Here is a 16,020-nt window from a genome sequence, read left to right as displayed (position 1 = left end):
TCAACCGCGCACCAAGTAAGCACCTGAAGGAACCCGATCACGCAACTTCTTGCATTTACCCGGTGGGGGCTGATGCCCCGGCGGGCGATCAGGGAACCAGATTCGGCATTTGCCCGGGGGTGGCATGTGGCCGCGGGGAATTTCAAATTCAGCAGGCGCGGGCTCTGGGACGACATTAGACTGTTGGAACGCCCCTGCGGTCCCGGCTCTGCCAACTGTCGGTGCAGCCGAAACCCGATTGTCCTCTGCGTGACTCAGGTTGCCAGCGTCACGCCCGATTTCCGAAGCGGACTGCTCAACAGCCGCCATGTCCGCTACGCGGCGCCTTTGGGCCTCCTCTTCCAACCCCTTCTGTACCGCAACCACGTCTGCGTTGGCCTTGGGTGGGGTACCCGACGATTGGGCCTGCTGCGCCGCCTGAATCAATTGGAAGTTGCGGTTGCGCAACTGGACGTTGTTACCCACCCGCATGTTCGAGCGCGCCGCCAAGGTTTCAGCCTGCTGGTACTGCCCTTGTTGAAGTCGCAAAACACCCAGGTAATGCAGCGTCGCGGGATTGTTTGGCTGGATGTGCAGGGCTCGCTCCAGCGTGGCGGCAGCCTGGTCCAGTTGGCCGTTTTCATACTGGCGCGAGGCTGTTTCGATCAGGGTGGTCGACGCGCTATTGCTTTGCGCGGTCGCTCGTCGCTCGGCAGCGACAGAACCGCACGACGCGAAGGCACAGAGCACCAGGATGAGACCTGACAAATAGTTATTGATTGGCATCAGGGGACTTACTCGACTGAACTCGGAAGGTACTGCCGTAAACAGCGCTGTTCGGCGCTTCCGATACAGGGCCGCTATTGACCAAGCCAAACACCGGAAGTTCCTGCTGTAACGACCGCGGCAACTGTTCTTGTTTTTTTCTCTAGCGAGTGAAAACCGCTGGCTATTTAAGTAACGGTTCCCTAGAACTTTTCTCTGTATATCGGTCTATGTGGATAGGCAGATGCGCTGATTAAGCACGCGGTCTTCAAGCGTCGCAGTCATAGGCCACACGTCCAATCTTCCCTCAGAGGTTGTCTTCACTCATGAAATTCCATGTCCCACGGTTGGTGCTCTTCGGCCTGTTGGCATTTGCGGCAGTGGGCTCGGCATCCGCCACACAGATGAAGGCCTCAGACCCCGTTTTCACAAAGCAAGCCACAGCCGTTGAGGCGCCTGTCCAGACCGCAGACAACCCTTGGCCGGCCTTGGCCAGTATGGCCGGCAAGCAACCGGCAACGTTGCTTGCCCATGACGACCGATACTGGCATGACGACCGTTGGCACGATCGTAGACACGATTGGCGCAGAGACGACTGGCGCCGGGATAACTGGCGCAGAGAGCAAGCCCGCCGAGAAGCTGAACGCCGTCGTGATTGGGAGCGCCACCAGGACCGCGCCATGCGGCACCGTTACGAGGACGGCCACCGTTACTATCGTCGCTGATGCGAAGCCTGTGATTCCACGTCTTCCGCGTGGAGTTTCAACGCGGGCATCCGTACATCCAATCGGCGCCAAAGTTGTTTGCAGGGCTTAGGCGCTGGATCAACCCCAGCCTGACGAATTGCGCACGGCTCTATCAAACATTTTCTGCCTGCCTTGATGTGAGCGTCCTCAGGCGCCAGCCCCTCTCATGCTGATTGCCTGCGCCAGATACCGGGGGATGTGCCGAACTGTCGTTTGAATGCACGACTGAACGCGGCCTCGGATTCGTAGCCCACTGAAAAGCCGATTTGCGCCACATTGCCGCGACCCTCGCGTAGTTGTTGAGCCGCCACGTGCATGCGCCAGAACGTCAGGTATTGCATGGGTGGCTGTCCGACCAACGCCGTGAATCTCTCCGCGAATACCGAGCGCGACATGCCCACTTCAATCGCCAGCGCTTCTGCCGTCCAGCCCTCGGTTGGACGAGCATGGAGCAGCGCCAGCGCGCGCCCGATATGTGGATCTCGCAAGCCCGCCAGCCACCCGCGCCGTTCAGCGGGGAGGTTGGCGACATACTGGCCGACGGCTTCGACGAACAGTAATTCGGAGAGTTTGGCGATGACCGTTGCCGAGCCGACGCGCCCCGCCGCAATTTCACTGACGGCGAAACGAAATGAACTTTCAATCCAGGCACCCGAAGGCGTCGCACGGACGTCCAGTTTCAATAAGGATGGCAACGACGAAAGCAACGGACTGAACGGTGTTTCAGAGCCGAGGAAACCGCACAACAACTGTGTGGCCTCGCCGCCCCCGCCGCATTTGATTCTTGATATGCCACCGACTTGCGGCGGCTGAATGACTTCGCGCGCCGACATCGGGGCAACGCTTAGATCACTGCCAAACGTATGAACGTCATTGCGCGGTAGCAGAATGAGTTCGCCTGCCTGCACGTCGAGGGTGGCACCATCGTCGACCCGCAATTGCATGTGCCCCGCTGCGACAAAATGCGATGCAATGATGTGTCGCGGGGCCGCCAGGAACGGTTTGCAATCGTCCGCAGAGATTCTTCCACTGAGACACCAGGGCGCAGTGAACTCTGCCTCGAGGAAGATCCCCCCGGACAGCCGAATCACACGCAGCACATCAGATAGCGCATCCAGCAATTGCCAGCCCTCCTTTCCGGAGTTTGGAGCAAGTAATCAGGCGCACTGGTCATTCGCCGCCTGAGCGGCGAGGCCTAGATTAGCACCAACGAGGACTCAGTGATCGAGACGATCCACAGACGCTACACCGATGGTCATTGACTCCCGCGTTAACCGTAATTGGCCCTATTGCAACTCGACCACGCCAGCCGGAGATCAGTATGAACGCTGCCACTACCCTGCCCCGCCCGGATCCAGGCAATGCCGCCCGTTATGCTCAACTTGTCCGCTCATCGAAGAAAGCGGAATGGCAGATCGATCGCGACTTGCTGCAGGACCGCGGCTTCGACTTCTCGCGAAAATTCTTGCCCGACGGCCTCTCGCATATCGACCGTGTGACCTTTCTCGCCGCAGACGACGCCCGCCTGCTTAGCCAGATTCAGGGCCGGACCTATGCGTATATCTTTGGCCTGGTCGAGCGTTTTATCAGTGCCAAGATGCTCGATCAGGGTCGGGCCCATGTATTTGACGATCAGCTTGCCCTCGAAGCGTTGGTTCGCTTTTCCAACGACGAGATCAAGCATCAGGAGCTGTTCCGGCGCATTGAGACGATGATGGGTACTCAATTGCCGGCAGGCTATCGCCAAGTTGCCGATCCGAACGATGTGGCGCGCGCGGTACTGGCGGCCAGCACTTGGGCGGTGCTGGCGCTGACCTGTCATATCGAGCTGTTTGTCCAGACGCACTATGTGCAAAGCATCGCCCCGCGTGAGGAGTTGTGCCCACTGTTCAAGGACGTCTTCAAATTTCACTGGAAGGATGAGAGCCGGCACGTCGTACTCGATGAACTGGAGTGGCAGGCAGAGCACGCAAAACTCTCGCTGGCCGAGCGCGACCATGCCGTGAACGACCTGATTGGGCTGGTGGCGGCGGTAGACGCCATCCTGCAGGCGCAATCGACAGCCGATGCCGACTACTTCATTGGAAATGCCTCACGATCGTTCAGTGTCGAGCAGACCGCGCAAATCAAAGCCTGCGTGCTGCGAGCCTACCGCTGGCAATACATTGTCTCGGGTGTGCAGCATCCACACTTTGCACGGCTGCTTGCACGCATGACAACGCCAACACAGATGTCCAGGATTCAGACCGCACTGGCACCGATCATGAGCCATTGATCAATACGTGGCGACCGACCGCGTGTCGGTCGCGCGACAGTGGAATGACGTGCTGAAACATGATTGATTGAGGATGGCAGCCATGACGATCGCGATGTGGATGCTGCTTGGATTTGCGACCTGGACCCTACTATTGTTGATGGCAACCGTTGGCGTCTATCGCTGGGTCAGAATCCTGTTGTCGAATGTCCCGATCGCTTCTTTCCGGAGCGATCAGCTCGAAGGCGAGGATTGGTATCGGCGCGGGACCAGAGCTCATGCGAACTGTGTGGAAAATCTGCCGGTCTTTGGCGTCATCGTGTTCGTGATTTCAGCCCTTGGGTTGGACGGTCCTGCGGTGAGCTACTTGTCCATAATCGTCCTGATCGCTCGTGTGTGTCAGTCTCTGGTTCACGTATCCCATGTGCAAACCGATACGTTCGTCGCGGTTCGGTTTACCTTCTTTTGCATACAGTTGATCTGTTTTCTCGCACTCATTGTCATTGCCGTTTGTTACGGCGCAGGAATGCTCAAATAGAGAGATGAATTCGTACGGGGTCTGCCTTACAACATCACGCCCGGTGGTGTGCTGATTGCACAGGTCCGTTCGAAGGCGCCGGGGCGGCTATCGCCGCCACCGTCTTTCTCAGTTGAAACTGCCTTACGCTGCCGGCATCAGCTTCGCATAAGCCTGCAAATGGTGATCGTCATCGCCAAACTGACGCGCCACCATCAGCAAATGCTTGGCGTGGTGCGACAGCATGTATTCCCAAGTCAGGCCGATCCCGCCGTGCAACTGGATGCCCTGGTCGGCGACATAACGGCTGGCGCGGCTGACGATGAATTTGGCCGCCGCCAAGACCCGGCGGCGCTCGTCACTGTCTGCCTGATCGGCCACACAGGCGGCGTACAGGGTCATCGAAGTGGCTTGGTCCAGCTCGATGCGCATATCGACCATGCGGTGCTGCAAGGCCTGGAACTTGCCGATCGGTTGGCCGAATTGCTGGCGCGTCTTCAAATAATCGAGGGTCAACGCACAGGCAGCCTCCATGCTGCCGATAGCTTCGGCACATTGCGCGGCGATGGCGCGGCCCTGCTGGTAGCGCAGCGCTGGCAACGCCTGGCCTGGTTCGCCGAGGAGCGCGGCGCTGGCGACGAACACGTCTTCGAGAAACAGATCGCAGGCCTTGCGCCCATCCACTGTATCGAAGACGCGCCGCTGCACGCCGCAGGCTTGCGGATCAAGCAGGAACAGGCTGATGCCATTTTCATCCCGCGCACCCTCGCTGGTGCGTGCCGAAACCAGTATCAGCCCGGCGCTCTGCCCGCCGATGATCACTGACTTGCGGCCATTGAGTTTCCAGCCACCGTCTACCGGCTCGGCCAAAGTCTGCACGTCATGCAATTGGTAATGACCCTGCGGCTCATCGACCGCCACCGCCAGTTGCAGGCTGGCATCGGCGACTTTTGGCAACAATCTGGCCTTCTGCGCTTCGCTGCCCAATTGCGCGACCAGGCCACCGGCAAAGATCACCGAGTGCAGGTAAGGCTCCAGGCACAGTCCGCGCCCCAGCTCGGTCATGATCAGCATGTTATCCACGCCGCTGCCGGCATAGCCGCCATAGGCTTCGGCAAAGGGCACTGCGCATAATCCCAGATCGCCCAACTGCTGCATGAATGGCACGCTGAAGCCGTGCGTGCTCTGGCGATACTGTTCTCGTTGCTCGAAGCCGTAAACATCACGCACCAGGCGCCCGGCGGTTTCCTGCAGCATCAGCTGCTCTTCTGTCAGTTTGAAATCCATGATCGGGGGCGCCTTAGAGTTCTAGGATCATTTTCGCGATGATGTTTTTCTGGATTTCGTTGGCACCGCCATAGATCGAAGCCTTGCGCGCATCCAGATACTGATAGGTGGCCGCGCTGCTGTAATCGGTGTACAGCAACGGTTCGGTGCCGTAACCCAGTTCATCCTCGATGAACGGCATGGCGTAGGGGCCTACGGCTTTACTGATTAACCAGGTAATCGCCTGACGAATTTCGGTGCCCCTGATCTTCAGGAACGAGCTCTCCGCGCCTGGAACTCCCCCATCGCGAACGGCCGCCAAGGTCCGCAGGCTACTGATTTCGGCGGCAATCAATTGCATCTCGACTTCGGCGATCTGTACGCGAAACAGCGGGTCATCGATCAATGGCCGGCCATCACGCCGCTCTTCACTGGCAATCTGTTTCAGACGATTGAGCAGCGCCTTGTTGTGGGCGATTCCGCCAATGCTGGTGCGTTCATGGGTCAGCAAATACTTGGCGCAGGTCCATCCCTGATTTTCCTCGCCAACCAGATTGGCCACCGGCACCCGCACATTATCGAAGAACACCTCGTTGACTTCATGCTCACCGTCGAGGGTGATGATCGGTCGTACAGTGATGCCCGGCGTCTGCATGTCGATCAACAGAAAGGAGATGCCCCGCTGCTGGCGAGCTTCGGGGTCGGTACGTACCAGGCAGAACATCCAGTCGGCAAAATGCGCCAGGGTGGTCCAGGTTTTCTGGCCGTTGACCACATAGTGATCGCCGTCGCGCACGGCGCGGGTTTTCAATGACGACAGATCAGAGCCCGCACCCGGCTCGGAATAACCCTGACACCACCAGTCGTCGCAGGTGAGAATGCGCGGCAGGAAGTGGGCTTTCTGTTCGTCCGTGCCGAACTTCATGATGACCGGAGCCACCATTTTCAGGCCGAACGATGAGACCTTCGGCGCGCCGGCGGCGAAACACTCTTCGTCGAAAATATGCTTTTGCACGTCAGTCCAGCCGGTACCACCGAACTCGACCGGCCAGCCAGGGGCCAGCCAGCCCTGGCGGTTGAGTGTGCGCATCCACTGCACTTGGTGCTCTTTGCTCAGGCGCTTGCCCTGGGCGATGCGCGCAGCGAATTCGCTGGGCAAATGGTCGCGCAACCAGGCACGAACCTCCTCGCGAAAGGCGCGTTCGTCCGCTGTGAAATCAATGTCCATCCATCCACTCCAAAAAAACCGAATGCTCAGGCACTTATTCGAATGCAGCAAAAAAACCTGTAGGAGCGAGCCTGCTCGCGATGGTCGCCGACGATGACGCTGGCGGCCTGACACCCCGTGGCGGTCTCTGGTTTTTCGCGAGCAGGCTCGCTCCTACCGGAATTACGGCATTTACTCGAAAATGATCACCGAACGCGCCAACTCGCCACGGCGCAGCTCGTCGAACGCATCGTTGATCTGCTCAAGCCGGATGCGCTGGGAAATCATTTCGTCGAGCTTGAGTTTGCCCGTCATGTAGAAGTCCACCAGCCGAGGCATGTCGACCGGGAAACGGTTCGAGCCCATCAGCGAGCCCTGGATGCGGCGTTCATGTAGCAGTTGCAGGGGGTCCAGCTCGATTTTCAGGCCGGGCTTGAGCATGCCGATCACAGTGGCAGTGCCGCCGCGAGCCAACATGGCGAACGCTTGCTCGGCGGTCTGCTTGAGGCCGATGCACTCGAAAGCGTGATGCACACCGCCACGGGTCAGCTCCATCACCTGTTTGGCCGCGTCGCCGTTTTTGCCATTGATCAAGTCGGTGGCACCAAACTGCTTGGCCAACTCCAGTTTCGAATCAAGCATGTCGATGGCAATGATGCGCCCTGCCCCGGCCAGTGCTGCGCCATTGATGGCCGCCAGACCGATCCCGCCACAACCGATCACGGCCACGGTTTCACCCGGACGCACTTTGGCGGTATTGAACACCGCGCCGGTGCCGGTGGTCACCGCGCAACCGAGCAGGGCGGCACGGTCGAGTGGCATGTCGCGGCGAATCGCAACGCAGGCGTTTTCGTGCACCAGCATCTGTTCGGCGAAGCCCGACAGGTTGACGAACTGCGGTATCGGCTTCTGCACATACGTGAGCCGCGACTCTTCATCCGCGCCGCGCTTGGTTTCTGGCGATACGCAACGTGCCAGGTGGCCAGTCACGCAATGTTCGCAATGGCCACAGAACACGGTCAGGCAGGTGACGACATGATCGCCCGGCTTGACCGAACGCACTTCGGAGCCGACCTGTTCGACCACACCGGCCGCTTCGTGGCCCAGCACCAATGGCCCCGGATACGGGAACGAACCGTCAATCACATGCAAATCCGAATGGCAGACACCAACCGCTTTGGTGCGGATCAGCACTTCACGCGGGCCCGGTTTGCTGATGCCCACTTCTTCAATGACCAGCGGAGCTCCAACCTGGTGGAATACAGCAGCTTTCATGGCAGTTCTCTCAAAAATTAATCAGGGGTTCAGGCCGGGTTTGGCGCGGTGCGCAACACGGCTTTGGCATGACTGAAGGTGCGGAAACCGTCGATACCGTGATAGGCACCCATGCCGCTCTGGCCGACGCCGCCGAACGGCAAGCCTTCGGTGCTGGCGTGACTCAATACACCATTGAGGGTCACGCCACCGGAACAGGTACGGGACAGCACTTGCGCTTCCTCGGCGGCATCGTTGCCGAAGTAATAGAGAGCCAGCGGACGTGGCCGCGCGTTGATCCAGGCAATCACTTCGGTGATGGTGTCGTAGGGTTTGATCGGCAATAACGGGCCGAAGATTTCGTCCTGCATCACCCGTAGATCGTCGCCGGGATCGCGCAACAGGGTCGGCACGATTTTGTTGCGCGTCGCGTTACTGAAGTCTTCAGCGCCGGCATTCAATTCGACTAGCTCGACACCGGCCTCGCGCGCTTCACTGAGGTAGCCCAGCAAGCGCTCGTAATGCCGACTGTTGATGATCGAGGTGTATTCGGGATTGTCCTTGAGCGTCGGCAGAAATCCGGCGACCACCGCTTTTGCGATGCCGATGAAGGTCTCCACCGATTCCCGTGGCACGAACACGTAATCTGGCGCGACGCACAACTGACCGGCGTTGAGCAACTTGCCGATGACAGTCTTGGCCACCGCGTCCTTGAAGTCCGCCGTGCGGGAAATAATGGTCGGCGATTTACCGCCCAGCTCCAGGGTCACCGGCACCAGATTTTCCGCCGCGGCACGCAGCACGTGCTTGCCGATGCTGGTGGCGCCGGTGAACAACAGATGGTCGAAAGGCTGGCCGCAAAACGCCTGGCCAACGTCGGCACCGCCCAGCACCACCGCCACTTCGTCTTCGGCGTAGACCGAACGAATCAGGCGCGCGATCAGGGCCGATGTCTTTGGGGTGAATTCCGAGGGTTTGATCATCACCCGATTGCCGGCGGCAAGGGCGCCGGCTAGACCACTGAACACCATGTAGCCAGGGACGTTCCATGCCGTCACGATGCCCACCACGCCGAGCGGCTGGTATTGAACCCAGGCTTCACCGGCTCGGGCCTGCCGTTGCTGCGGGCGCATCCACTCGGCCAGTTCGGCCTGGGTCTGTTTGAGGGTCGCCAGTGGCGAAAGCACTTCACTGCCTTTGGAGAAACCGGGGCTGCGATGGCCGAAATCCGCCGTCAGCGCGTCGATGATTTCCCGTTCGTGATTGACCAGCAGACCGATCGCCCGCTCAAGCAACTCACAGCGTTGCTCGACACTCCAGGGTTCGCAGGCCAGGAAGGCCGCCCTCTGTTTTTCCAGCACCGTGCGGATGTCCGTGCTCGTCCAACTCTCGATGGCGCTCATCACTACCTCTCTTGTTGTTGTCTGGACGCCACCGCGATTGCGCAGCATTGCGTCGGGTTCACTGCATGGTTGACCATCGGTCGCGCCACGCCGCCACCCGGATCAGGTGGGTGGCGTTTCAAGTGGTGTGGTTCAGGCCAGAATGCCCATGGCCTTGGCGCTGTTGATGGCCTGGGTGCGACGACAGGCGCCGAGCTTGACGTTGATGTTCTTGGCGTGGGTCTTGACGGTATTCACCGAAATGAACAGGCGATGGCCGACCTCGCGCACCGACATGCCCTCGGCAAGCAACTTGAGCACTGACACTTCGCGGGGTGTCAGACCGTCCTGATAATCCGGCATGCGTGCCACGGCGGGGACGTCAATGTCGGTCCCCTGATCGCGAAATCCATTGCGGTTTCTCTGCAACTCGATCGGGCCCTGGTAGCAGGCGCTGTCGATCCTGCCCCAATGCATGCGTCGCTCGGCTTCACACAACAGCTGCTGCGCCTGTTCCTGGTCATGCCTGCGCGAAGCGATCTCGGACAGCAACAGATAGGCATTGAGCACAAATGGCGCGCAACAATCGCGGACCTGCATCAGTCCCGCCTGCACCACTTGCTCGGCTTCATCGGCGCGGCCTTGCTGTAACAGCAACTCGCCTTGCAGGAACAGCAGCCGCCCGAGCAGTGGATAGGGCTGGGTTCTGCTGCCCGTCAGTTGCGCAAGTTCAGTGCGCAACAGCGAATGCGCCAGCGCCGATTTTCCCTGAAGCAACAGCAACCGGACTCGATCTGTGTTCACCAGCACCTCGGCTTCGCGACTGCCCTGGCGCCTTGCAAGCTCCAGCGAGTGTTCCAGCAACACCTGGGCTTCGTTGAGTTCTCCGGTCTGCATGTCGATCCGTGCGAGGGTGCAATGACACAACAACACTGACAGCCAGTCCTGCACGGTCAGGTATCGCAGCGCTGCGTGGCAATGCAGGCGCGCCTGTTCGACGTTGCCGCGCAGGGTGTGCAGGGTGCCGTACAACGCCTGCCAGTTAGCCAGCAGGCGTTGATTGCGTTTTCGATCGGGCAGCGGGCAAAAACGCCCCAGCCGTTGCAGGCACTCCTCGGCCTCGTCCAGTCGACCACTGAACAGCAGCGCCTTGGCGCACAAATAGATCAGCCGCGAGCTGCTTTGCAGCAATTGCGGTTCGATACGCTCGCGCCAATCAATAAAGCGGTCCAGATGCCGTTCGCTGAGGATCCAGCTCAGCCACAAGCGCTCCATGTAGCTTGCGGCCACTTCTGGCTGATCAGCACTGAGTGCTTGCTCGACCGCATCGTCGACCTGGCCCAGTACGCCCAGCAGCTGACAGGCGCGCAAGCGCAACCGATTCAACGGCACGCCGCTCAACCTGTCTTGCAGCGCCTGCGCCACGGCAGGCAACAACCGGAACCAACCGGGTTGGTGGTCGATCGGGACAAGAAAAACCTGGGCGTCGAGCAGACTTCTGAAGACCCTGGCGCCCTGCTGTTCTTCCCAGAGTTGCTGGCAGAGATCGGCGCTGGCCTTGGCCAAATGAGCCAGTCCGTAGAGGACTTCGCGCTGTTCGTCGTTCAGACGCGCCAGCAGTTCACGCTCGAGGTAGGCGCCGAGCAAAGCAGACGGCAGCAGACGAACACCGGCGCACCACCCCGCCGTTTGATGCCACAGTTTTTCCCTGGACCTGATGTCCGCGGTCGGCATGAGCATACTGACCAGCGACTCGAATTCATCAGGTCGCAACGCCAATTGCCGGGCATCCAGCTCCAGCAATTGCCCGCCGAGCATCAGCTGCGGCAAGTTCCATTCGGGGCGTTGGCGGCAGGTGACCAGCACCTGCAAGCCCGGATTTCGCAGGGACAGGAGTTGGTCGAACCAGTGATTGAGGTTTGCCGGCATTTGCGCTGGCAAGTCATCGAAGACCAGGCGAAGTGTTGGATTTTCGCTGCCTGGACTGGCCCTATCACTGGTAGGCAAGCTCCCACAGTTGATCGCATTTCCCTGTGGGAGCTGGCTTGCCAGCGAAGACGGTTGAGCAGTCAGCAGGTCCCTTGAGTCGAGCAACGCCAGCAAGGCATCAGGCACCGTTTCGGGCGCCAAGCCAAGCTGACCGGCCAGCATCTCGCTCAAACCTTCCAGTGTTTGCGGCAAGCCACCCAGGCTCATCCATACCGCCTCACCGCGCAAATACTCGCGCAGCAATGCTGTTTTGCCATAACCGGCAGGCGCGCAAAGCAGTTGCAAGCGACACTGCTCGCGCTTGAGTACGTCGCACAGATGCGGCCGTGGCACAAACATGGCGGACCTCGCTGATGGTGTGAGGATGCCATCATTGGGCGAGCCGACTGTTTGCGCGCCACCCGCATCAGGTGGGGCCTGCCTGAAAGCACAACGCCCTGCGAACAGGGCGTTGGATTCAAGCCAGGGCCCGACGTCAGCGAATGCCGGCGTTACGCAGCGCCGATGGGGTGAAGTCGGTCATTTTCGCGGTCATGCCATAGGTCGTTGCATGTTTGGCCTGATTGGTCATGGCCAATACGTTGTAGCGACCCGCGATCAGGTCATAGATCCCGAGCATGGCGAAGTTGGAAGCGCCGCGCTCGTAGTCATTGATCGCATAGCCTTCGGCAACTCGCCACAGCTGTCCGCGACCATCGTAGTGATCGACCTCGGCAAGCTGCCAGGTGTCTTCGTCGAAGTACATGTCACGCTTGGCATATACATGGCGCTGGCCCGGTTTCAACGTGGCCTCGACATGCCACACGCGGTGCAACTCATAACGGGTCAGGTCCTGATTGATGTGCCCCGGCTTGATGATGTCGTCGTACTTCACTTTCGGCGACTGCAAGCGATAGTTGTTGTACGGGATGTACAGCTCCTTTTTGCCCACCAGCTTCCAGTCATAACGATCCGGCGCGCCGTTCATCATGTCGGTGTTGTCGGCGGTACGCATGCCGTCGGAGCCATTGCCCGGCCCGTCGTAAGCCACTTGCGGTGCACGGCGTACGCGGCGCTGTCCGGCGTTGTAGACCCATGCCAGGCGCGGTTCCTTGACCTGATCGATGGTCTCGTGGATCAGGATCACACTGCCGGCCATGCGCGAAGGTGCGGTGATTTCCTGTTTGTAGTAGTACAGAACGTTGTCACCTGCCCCACCTTCGACCCCTTCCATCAGCTGCGGGAATGCCAGCTTGTCGTCGTACTCGACGATCGAGTACGACCCGTTGGCCTGCGGTGCAGCCTGAGCCGCCTGCCGCTCCATGTTGCCGCCGCGATAGCGGTTGGTGTGGTTCCAGTAAACCTCGACGCCATTCTTTGGAATCGGGAACGGGTAGTAACGGGTTTGCGTGAAGTTCTGCAGGCCATTACCGTCAGGTGTCAGCTCGGTGGTCACCGCGCTCTTTTTCGCAATGTCGTAAATGTTCTGCGGTGACGCCGCGGTGCGCTGAGTCTTGTACACCGGGATCCTGTAGCTGTCCGGATAGCGTTTGAACATCGCCAGTTGGCCCGGCGTCAGCTTGTCCTTGTACTGGTCGGCGTTGGCCGCGGTAATCACCATTAGTGGCTTGTCACCAGCGAAAGGATCGCCGAGAAAGCCATTCTCGAGTGCCGCCGCACCGGGCTTCAAACCACCGGCCCAGGCCGGAATGCTACCGTTGGCGTTACCTTCTTTCTGTGCGCCCAACGGTGTCAGCGTGGTGCCCAACTGGGCGGCTTCCTGGGGCGAAACGGCGGCCATTACAGCACTGGCCAGCAACGACAGACTCAGTGCGCCGGCGCGCAGAATAAAACGTGCGTTCATGTTCAGTTTCCTCTGGCAGGGTTGCATCAGAAATTCACGCCGAAGCTGAGCGCAACGTAGTCGCGATCGACGTTGGTATTGAAATCGCCACCGAAGTAATTGGTGTAACTGAGGCTGGCGTTGTAGGTGTTCAGGTAATCGGCATCTACCCCGACACTGACCGCTTTGGACCCTTCATCGAAGTTCGGACCGTAGCCGGACACGTCATGGGACCAGGCCAGGTTCGGCGACAGGTTGATGCCGGCGATCACGTTCTGGTAATCGAGCTTGCCGCGCAGGCGATAGCCCCAACTGTTGCTGGTATAGAAACCATCGTCGTTGCATTCCTGCGCCGGGTTACTGGCAGTCGGCGTGCCGACGGCAGTGCCCAGGCAAGTAGCCGGTCCCGCTGCACCTTGCAGCTCGCCACTGCCAAAGGCCGGGCTGCGACCGAAACGCAGGTCGGAACCGTCGGCCTTGCCCAGGCCGTTGATATGGTTGTAACCGACCTCACCCACCACAGTCAGGCGACTGGCACCGAGTACCTGGTCGAAGAACTGGGTCGCGGTGACCTGGGCCTGGGTCACTGGCATGCGCTTGTAGCCGTTGACCTCGGCGCCCAGATTGCGGCCGGCAAAACCGGTAGTGATCAGCGGCGAAGTTGCACCGAACGTCGCCGCAGACAGCAAATCAGCCGTGTTCAGTTGCAACGGCATGTTCGGCCGGTAGCTGACTTCGCCACCCAGCGATACGCCTGAAACGTTGGTCTGGAAGCTCAAGCCGTAAAGGCGAATGTCTTCCGGATAGTCGACGAAATAACGGACACTGCGCGCCGAAGTCACACCGCCAGCGGCACTGCTCATCTGATTGATACTCAGGTAAGGGTTGCGGCTGTGGTAGTTCATTGCGTAGGCACCGAACTCGGTGTCGTTCGCCTCCGGCACGTACCAGCGCAGGGCCAGGCCATACTGTCCGCTGTCGCGCGCATCGTTATCTTTCAGACGTGGAATAAAGGCGTCGTCGGTCCCCGCCGCGACGGCAGCCAGACCGCCGGTGTTGCGTGCCGCACCCGGTGGCAAATCCAGCCCGGCAACCACCAGGCGGTCGTTACAACCTTGCGGTACGCCGTCATTGCCGAAGAACGTGCCGCAGTTGTCGACCACCGACTTGTCCCACTCCAGCTGATAAAACGCTTCGGCGGTAATGTTATCGGCCAGCCCCTGGGACACGTAGAGCAAGTTGACCGGAATCAGGCCTTCCTTCACTTCCGCGCCCGGACGACGCAGGGCTGCGACGTCGATCGGGTTGATGCTGTTGATCGAGTTGCCGATAAATGTACTTTCGCCCCAGCTCACCACTTGTTTGCCCAAGCGAACGTTGCCGACCTGATCACCGATGTTGTAGTTGTGGTAGACGAAGCTGTCGAGGAACATCGCCCCGGACGATTTCGCCGCGCGATCACGTCCCGAGTCGTTGATGTCATAGAACGGACGGCTCTCGTCCATCAGTTCAAAGTCATACCAATATTTGCCACGCACGAATGCGCCGCTGTCTGCGTACTTGAGCTCCAGGTCGTGCACGCCTTTGAAGATCTTCGAGAAGGTCTCCCCTTTCTTGAAGTTCAGGCGGTTGTCATCGGTCGTCCGCGACGAGGACTCGCCGCCAGTGACACCTTGGGAGTTGAAGTTGGAAATGAACTGCTTGTCCGGGTCGGCCGTCGACCAACTGGCCCCTACCGACAGCGACGAGTCGAACGTCCCTTGAATCTCCCCGATGTTGAAATCCACAGCATGAGCCTGATTGCTCGCGCAGGTGGCAACCATCACAGCGACGGCCAGCAGACTTGGCTGAAAGACTCCGCGCATTGTTGTTTTTGTCATGCGGTTTCCCCGGTTAAGGATGACGTGGTGAGAGCCCATGCTAGCGAGGCTCCCGGGATGCCCTCACACCCGAATGGGTGATTTGAAGGACGTGTTTTTTGCACTTTTCATTGCCGCGTAACGACCCGTTTCGAGATGCGCTCGACGGGCGTTACGCCTGGTGACACTTACCCGGTGAAAGTCGGGGAGCGCTTTTCGATGAACGCCGTTACCGCCTCCCGGTGATCGGCCGTCTGGTGCGACAGCACCTGGAAGGTCGCCGACATTTCCAGCAGCGTGTCGAGTCGCGTATGCAAGGCTTCGCGCAACAACCGTTTGGCCAGACGCACGGCGTGGGGTGGGTTGGCAGCGATCGCCGCGGCAATTTCCCTGGCGCTGTCCAACAGTTGCCCGGCCGGGACGACGCGGGACACCAGGTTCCATTGCTCGGCCTGGCGGGCATCGATCGTTTGCCCGGTCAGGGTCAGTTCGGTGGCCCGCGACAAGCCGATGATGCGCGGCAACAACCACGCACCGCCGTCGCCGGGAATGATCCCGAGCTTGACGAAGCTTTCAGCAAACCTGGCCTGCTCGGATGCCACGCGGATGTCGCACATGCAGGCCAGATCGAGGCCTGCACCAATGGCGGCGCCGTTGACCGCGGCGATGACTGGCACTTCCAGATTGAACAGCGCCAGTGGCAGTCGTTGAATGCCGGTGCGGTACTCCTGACGCAACTGCATGCCCGACATCTGCGCGTATCGGTCCATGTCGCGAACGTTGCCGCCGGAGCAAAACGCGCTGCCTGCGCCCGTGATGATGACCGCGCGCACACTGCTGTCGCGCTCGATCCGTTCGATGGCTTCGAGGAACTCGGGAACAGCGCTATTGCCCGTCAAAGGGTTGCGGCGCTCGGGGTCGTTCATCGTCAGGGTGACGACATGCCCCTGTTGTTCGTACTTCAGAAACTCACTCATGGG

The 16,020-nt window shown here is 59.8% G+C and carries 12 protein-coding genes; 2 read left to right on the top strand and 10 right to left on the bottom strand.

All coding sequences use genetic code 11. From position 1 onward, the window contains the following. Together D8V06_RS07870 and D8V06_RS07860 are read right to left on the bottom strand one after the other, a co-directional pair. Window positions 1-765: a tetratricopeptide repeat protein gene (locus tag D8V06_RS07870; RefSeq protein WP_130906738.1), complete on the bottom strand. Its 765-nt coding sequence runs from the start codon at window positions 763-765 to the stop codon at window positions 1-3. Window positions 766-1,654: 889 nt separating this feature from the next. After that, complete coding sequence (locus tag D8V06_RS07860; RefSeq protein ID WP_130906736.1) at window positions 1,655-2,611, bottom strand: AraC family transcriptional regulator; 957 nt, start codon at window positions 2,609-2,611, stop codon at window positions 1,655-1,657. 200 nt (window positions 2,612-2,811) lie between these two features. Here D8V06_RS07860 and D8V06_RS07855 point away from each other — a divergent pair, with 200 nt between their 5' ends. Further along, window positions 2,812-3,765, top strand: a complete 954-nt coding sequence (locus tag D8V06_RS07855; RefSeq protein WP_130930749.1) for a diiron oxygenase — start codon at window positions 2,812-2,814, stop codon at window positions 3,763-3,765. Between the two features lie 82 nt (window positions 3,766-3,847). Further along, window positions 3,848-4,282 carry an MAPEG family protein gene (locus D8V06_RS07850; protein ID WP_056856901.1) on the top strand — a complete coding sequence of 145 codons (435 nt, stop codon included), beginning with the start codon at window positions 3,848-3,850 and terminating at the stop codon, window positions 4,280-4,282. 123 nt (window positions 4,283-4,405) lie between these two features. Here the strand turns inward: D8V06_RS07850 and D8V06_RS07845 are convergent, their stop codons facing one another. The 8 genes from D8V06_RS07845 to D8V06_RS07810 form a co-directional block, all read right to left on the bottom strand. Then, the gene (locus tag D8V06_RS07845; RefSeq protein ID WP_130930748.1) at window positions 4,406-5,548 is read right to left on the bottom strand and encodes an acyl-CoA dehydrogenase family protein; all 1,143 of its coding nucleotides are present in this window, start codon (window positions 5,546-5,548) and stop codon (window positions 4,406-4,408) included. Between the two features lie 13 nt (window positions 5,549-5,561). Continuing rightward, window positions 5,562-6,755, bottom strand: a complete 1,194-nt coding sequence (locus D8V06_RS07840) for an acyl-CoA dehydrogenase family protein (protein ID WP_056856556.1) — start codon at window positions 6,753-6,755, stop codon at window positions 5,562-5,564. Window positions 6,756-6,926: 171 nt separating this feature from the next. After that, entirely contained in the window at window positions 6,927-8,009 is a 1,083-nt protein-coding gene (locus tag D8V06_RS07835; protein WP_130930747.1) for a Zn-dependent alcohol dehydrogenase, read from the bottom strand. A gap of 29 nt (window positions 8,010-8,038) precedes the next feature. Then, complete coding sequence (locus tag D8V06_RS07830) at window positions 8,039-9,391, bottom strand: coniferyl aldehyde dehydrogenase (protein WP_056856558.1); 1,353 nt, start codon at window positions 9,389-9,391, stop codon at window positions 8,039-8,041. 132 nt (window positions 9,392-9,523) lie between these two features. After that, entirely contained in the window at window positions 9,524-11,698 is a 2,175-nt protein-coding gene (locus tag D8V06_RS31005) for a LuxR C-terminal-related transcriptional regulator (RefSeq protein WP_130930746.1), read from the bottom strand. A gap of 136 nt (window positions 11,699-11,834) precedes the next feature. Beyond that, complete coding sequence (locus tag D8V06_RS07820) at window positions 11,835-13,202, bottom strand: DUF1329 domain-containing protein (protein ID WP_130905736.1); 1,368 nt, start codon at window positions 13,200-13,202, stop codon at window positions 11,835-11,837. 26 nt (window positions 13,203-13,228) lie between these two features. Continuing rightward, window positions 13,229-15,061, bottom strand: a complete 1,833-nt coding sequence (locus D8V06_RS07815) for a DUF1302 domain-containing protein (protein WP_130930745.1) — start codon at window positions 15,059-15,061, stop codon at window positions 13,229-13,231. 167 nt (window positions 15,062-15,228) lie between these two features. Continuing rightward, window positions 15,229-16,017, bottom strand: a complete 789-nt coding sequence (locus D8V06_RS07810; RefSeq protein WP_130905737.1) for a crotonase/enoyl-CoA hydratase family protein — start codon at window positions 16,015-16,017, stop codon at window positions 15,229-15,231. Window positions 16,018-16,020 lie beyond the last annotated feature (3 nt).

The sequence above is a fragment of the Pseudomonas sp. Sample_24 genome (assembly GCF_004307605.1).
Classification (GTDB): domain Bacteria; phylum Pseudomonadota; class Gammaproteobacteria; order Pseudomonadales; family Pseudomonadaceae; genus Aquipseudomonas.
The sequence above is the reverse complement of the archived record's forward strand: the minus strand, read 5'-3'. Positions and strand labels throughout refer to the sequence as shown.

Coding starts and splice junctions, on each gene's coding strand:
- D8V06_RS07820 (WP_130905736.1), bottom strand. CDS start 13,202: ATGAACGCACGTTTTATTCTGCGCGCCGGCGCACTGAGTCTGTCGTTG.
- D8V06_RS07835 (WP_130930747.1), bottom strand. CDS start 8,009: ATGAAAGCTGCTGTATTCCACCAGGTTGGAGCTCCGCTGGTCATTGAA.
- D8V06_RS07855 (WP_130930749.1), top strand. CDS start 2,812: ATGAACGCTGCCACTACCCTGCCCCGCCCGGATCCAGGCAATGCCGCC.
- D8V06_RS07810 (WP_130905737.1), bottom strand. CDS start 16,017: ATGAGTGAGTTTCTGAAGTACGAACAACAGGGGCATGTCGTCACCCTG.
- D8V06_RS07815 (WP_130930745.1), bottom strand. CDS start 15,061: ATGACAAAAACAACAATGCGCGGAGTCTTTCAGCCAAGTCTGCTGGCC.
- D8V06_RS07850 (WP_056856901.1), top strand. CDS start 3,848: ATGACGATCGCGATGTGGATGCTGCTTGGATTTGCGACCTGGACCCTA.
- D8V06_RS31005 (WP_130930746.1), bottom strand. CDS start 11,698: ATGTTTGTGCCACGGCCGCATCTGTGCGACGTACTCAAGCGCGAGCAG.
- D8V06_RS07845 (WP_130930748.1), bottom strand. CDS start 5,548: ATGGATTTCAAACTGACAGAAGAGCAGCTGATGCTGCAGGAAACCGCC.
- D8V06_RS07830 (WP_056856558.1), bottom strand. CDS start 9,391: ATGAGCGCCATCGAGAGTTGGACGAGCACGGACATCCGCACGGTGCTG.
- D8V06_RS07840 (WP_056856556.1), bottom strand. CDS start 6,755: ATGGACATTGATTTCACAGCGGACGAACGCGCCTTTCGCGAGGAGGTT.
- D8V06_RS07870 (WP_130906738.1), bottom strand. CDS start 765: ATGCCAATCAATAACTATTTGTCAGGTCTCATCCTGGTGCTCTGTGCC.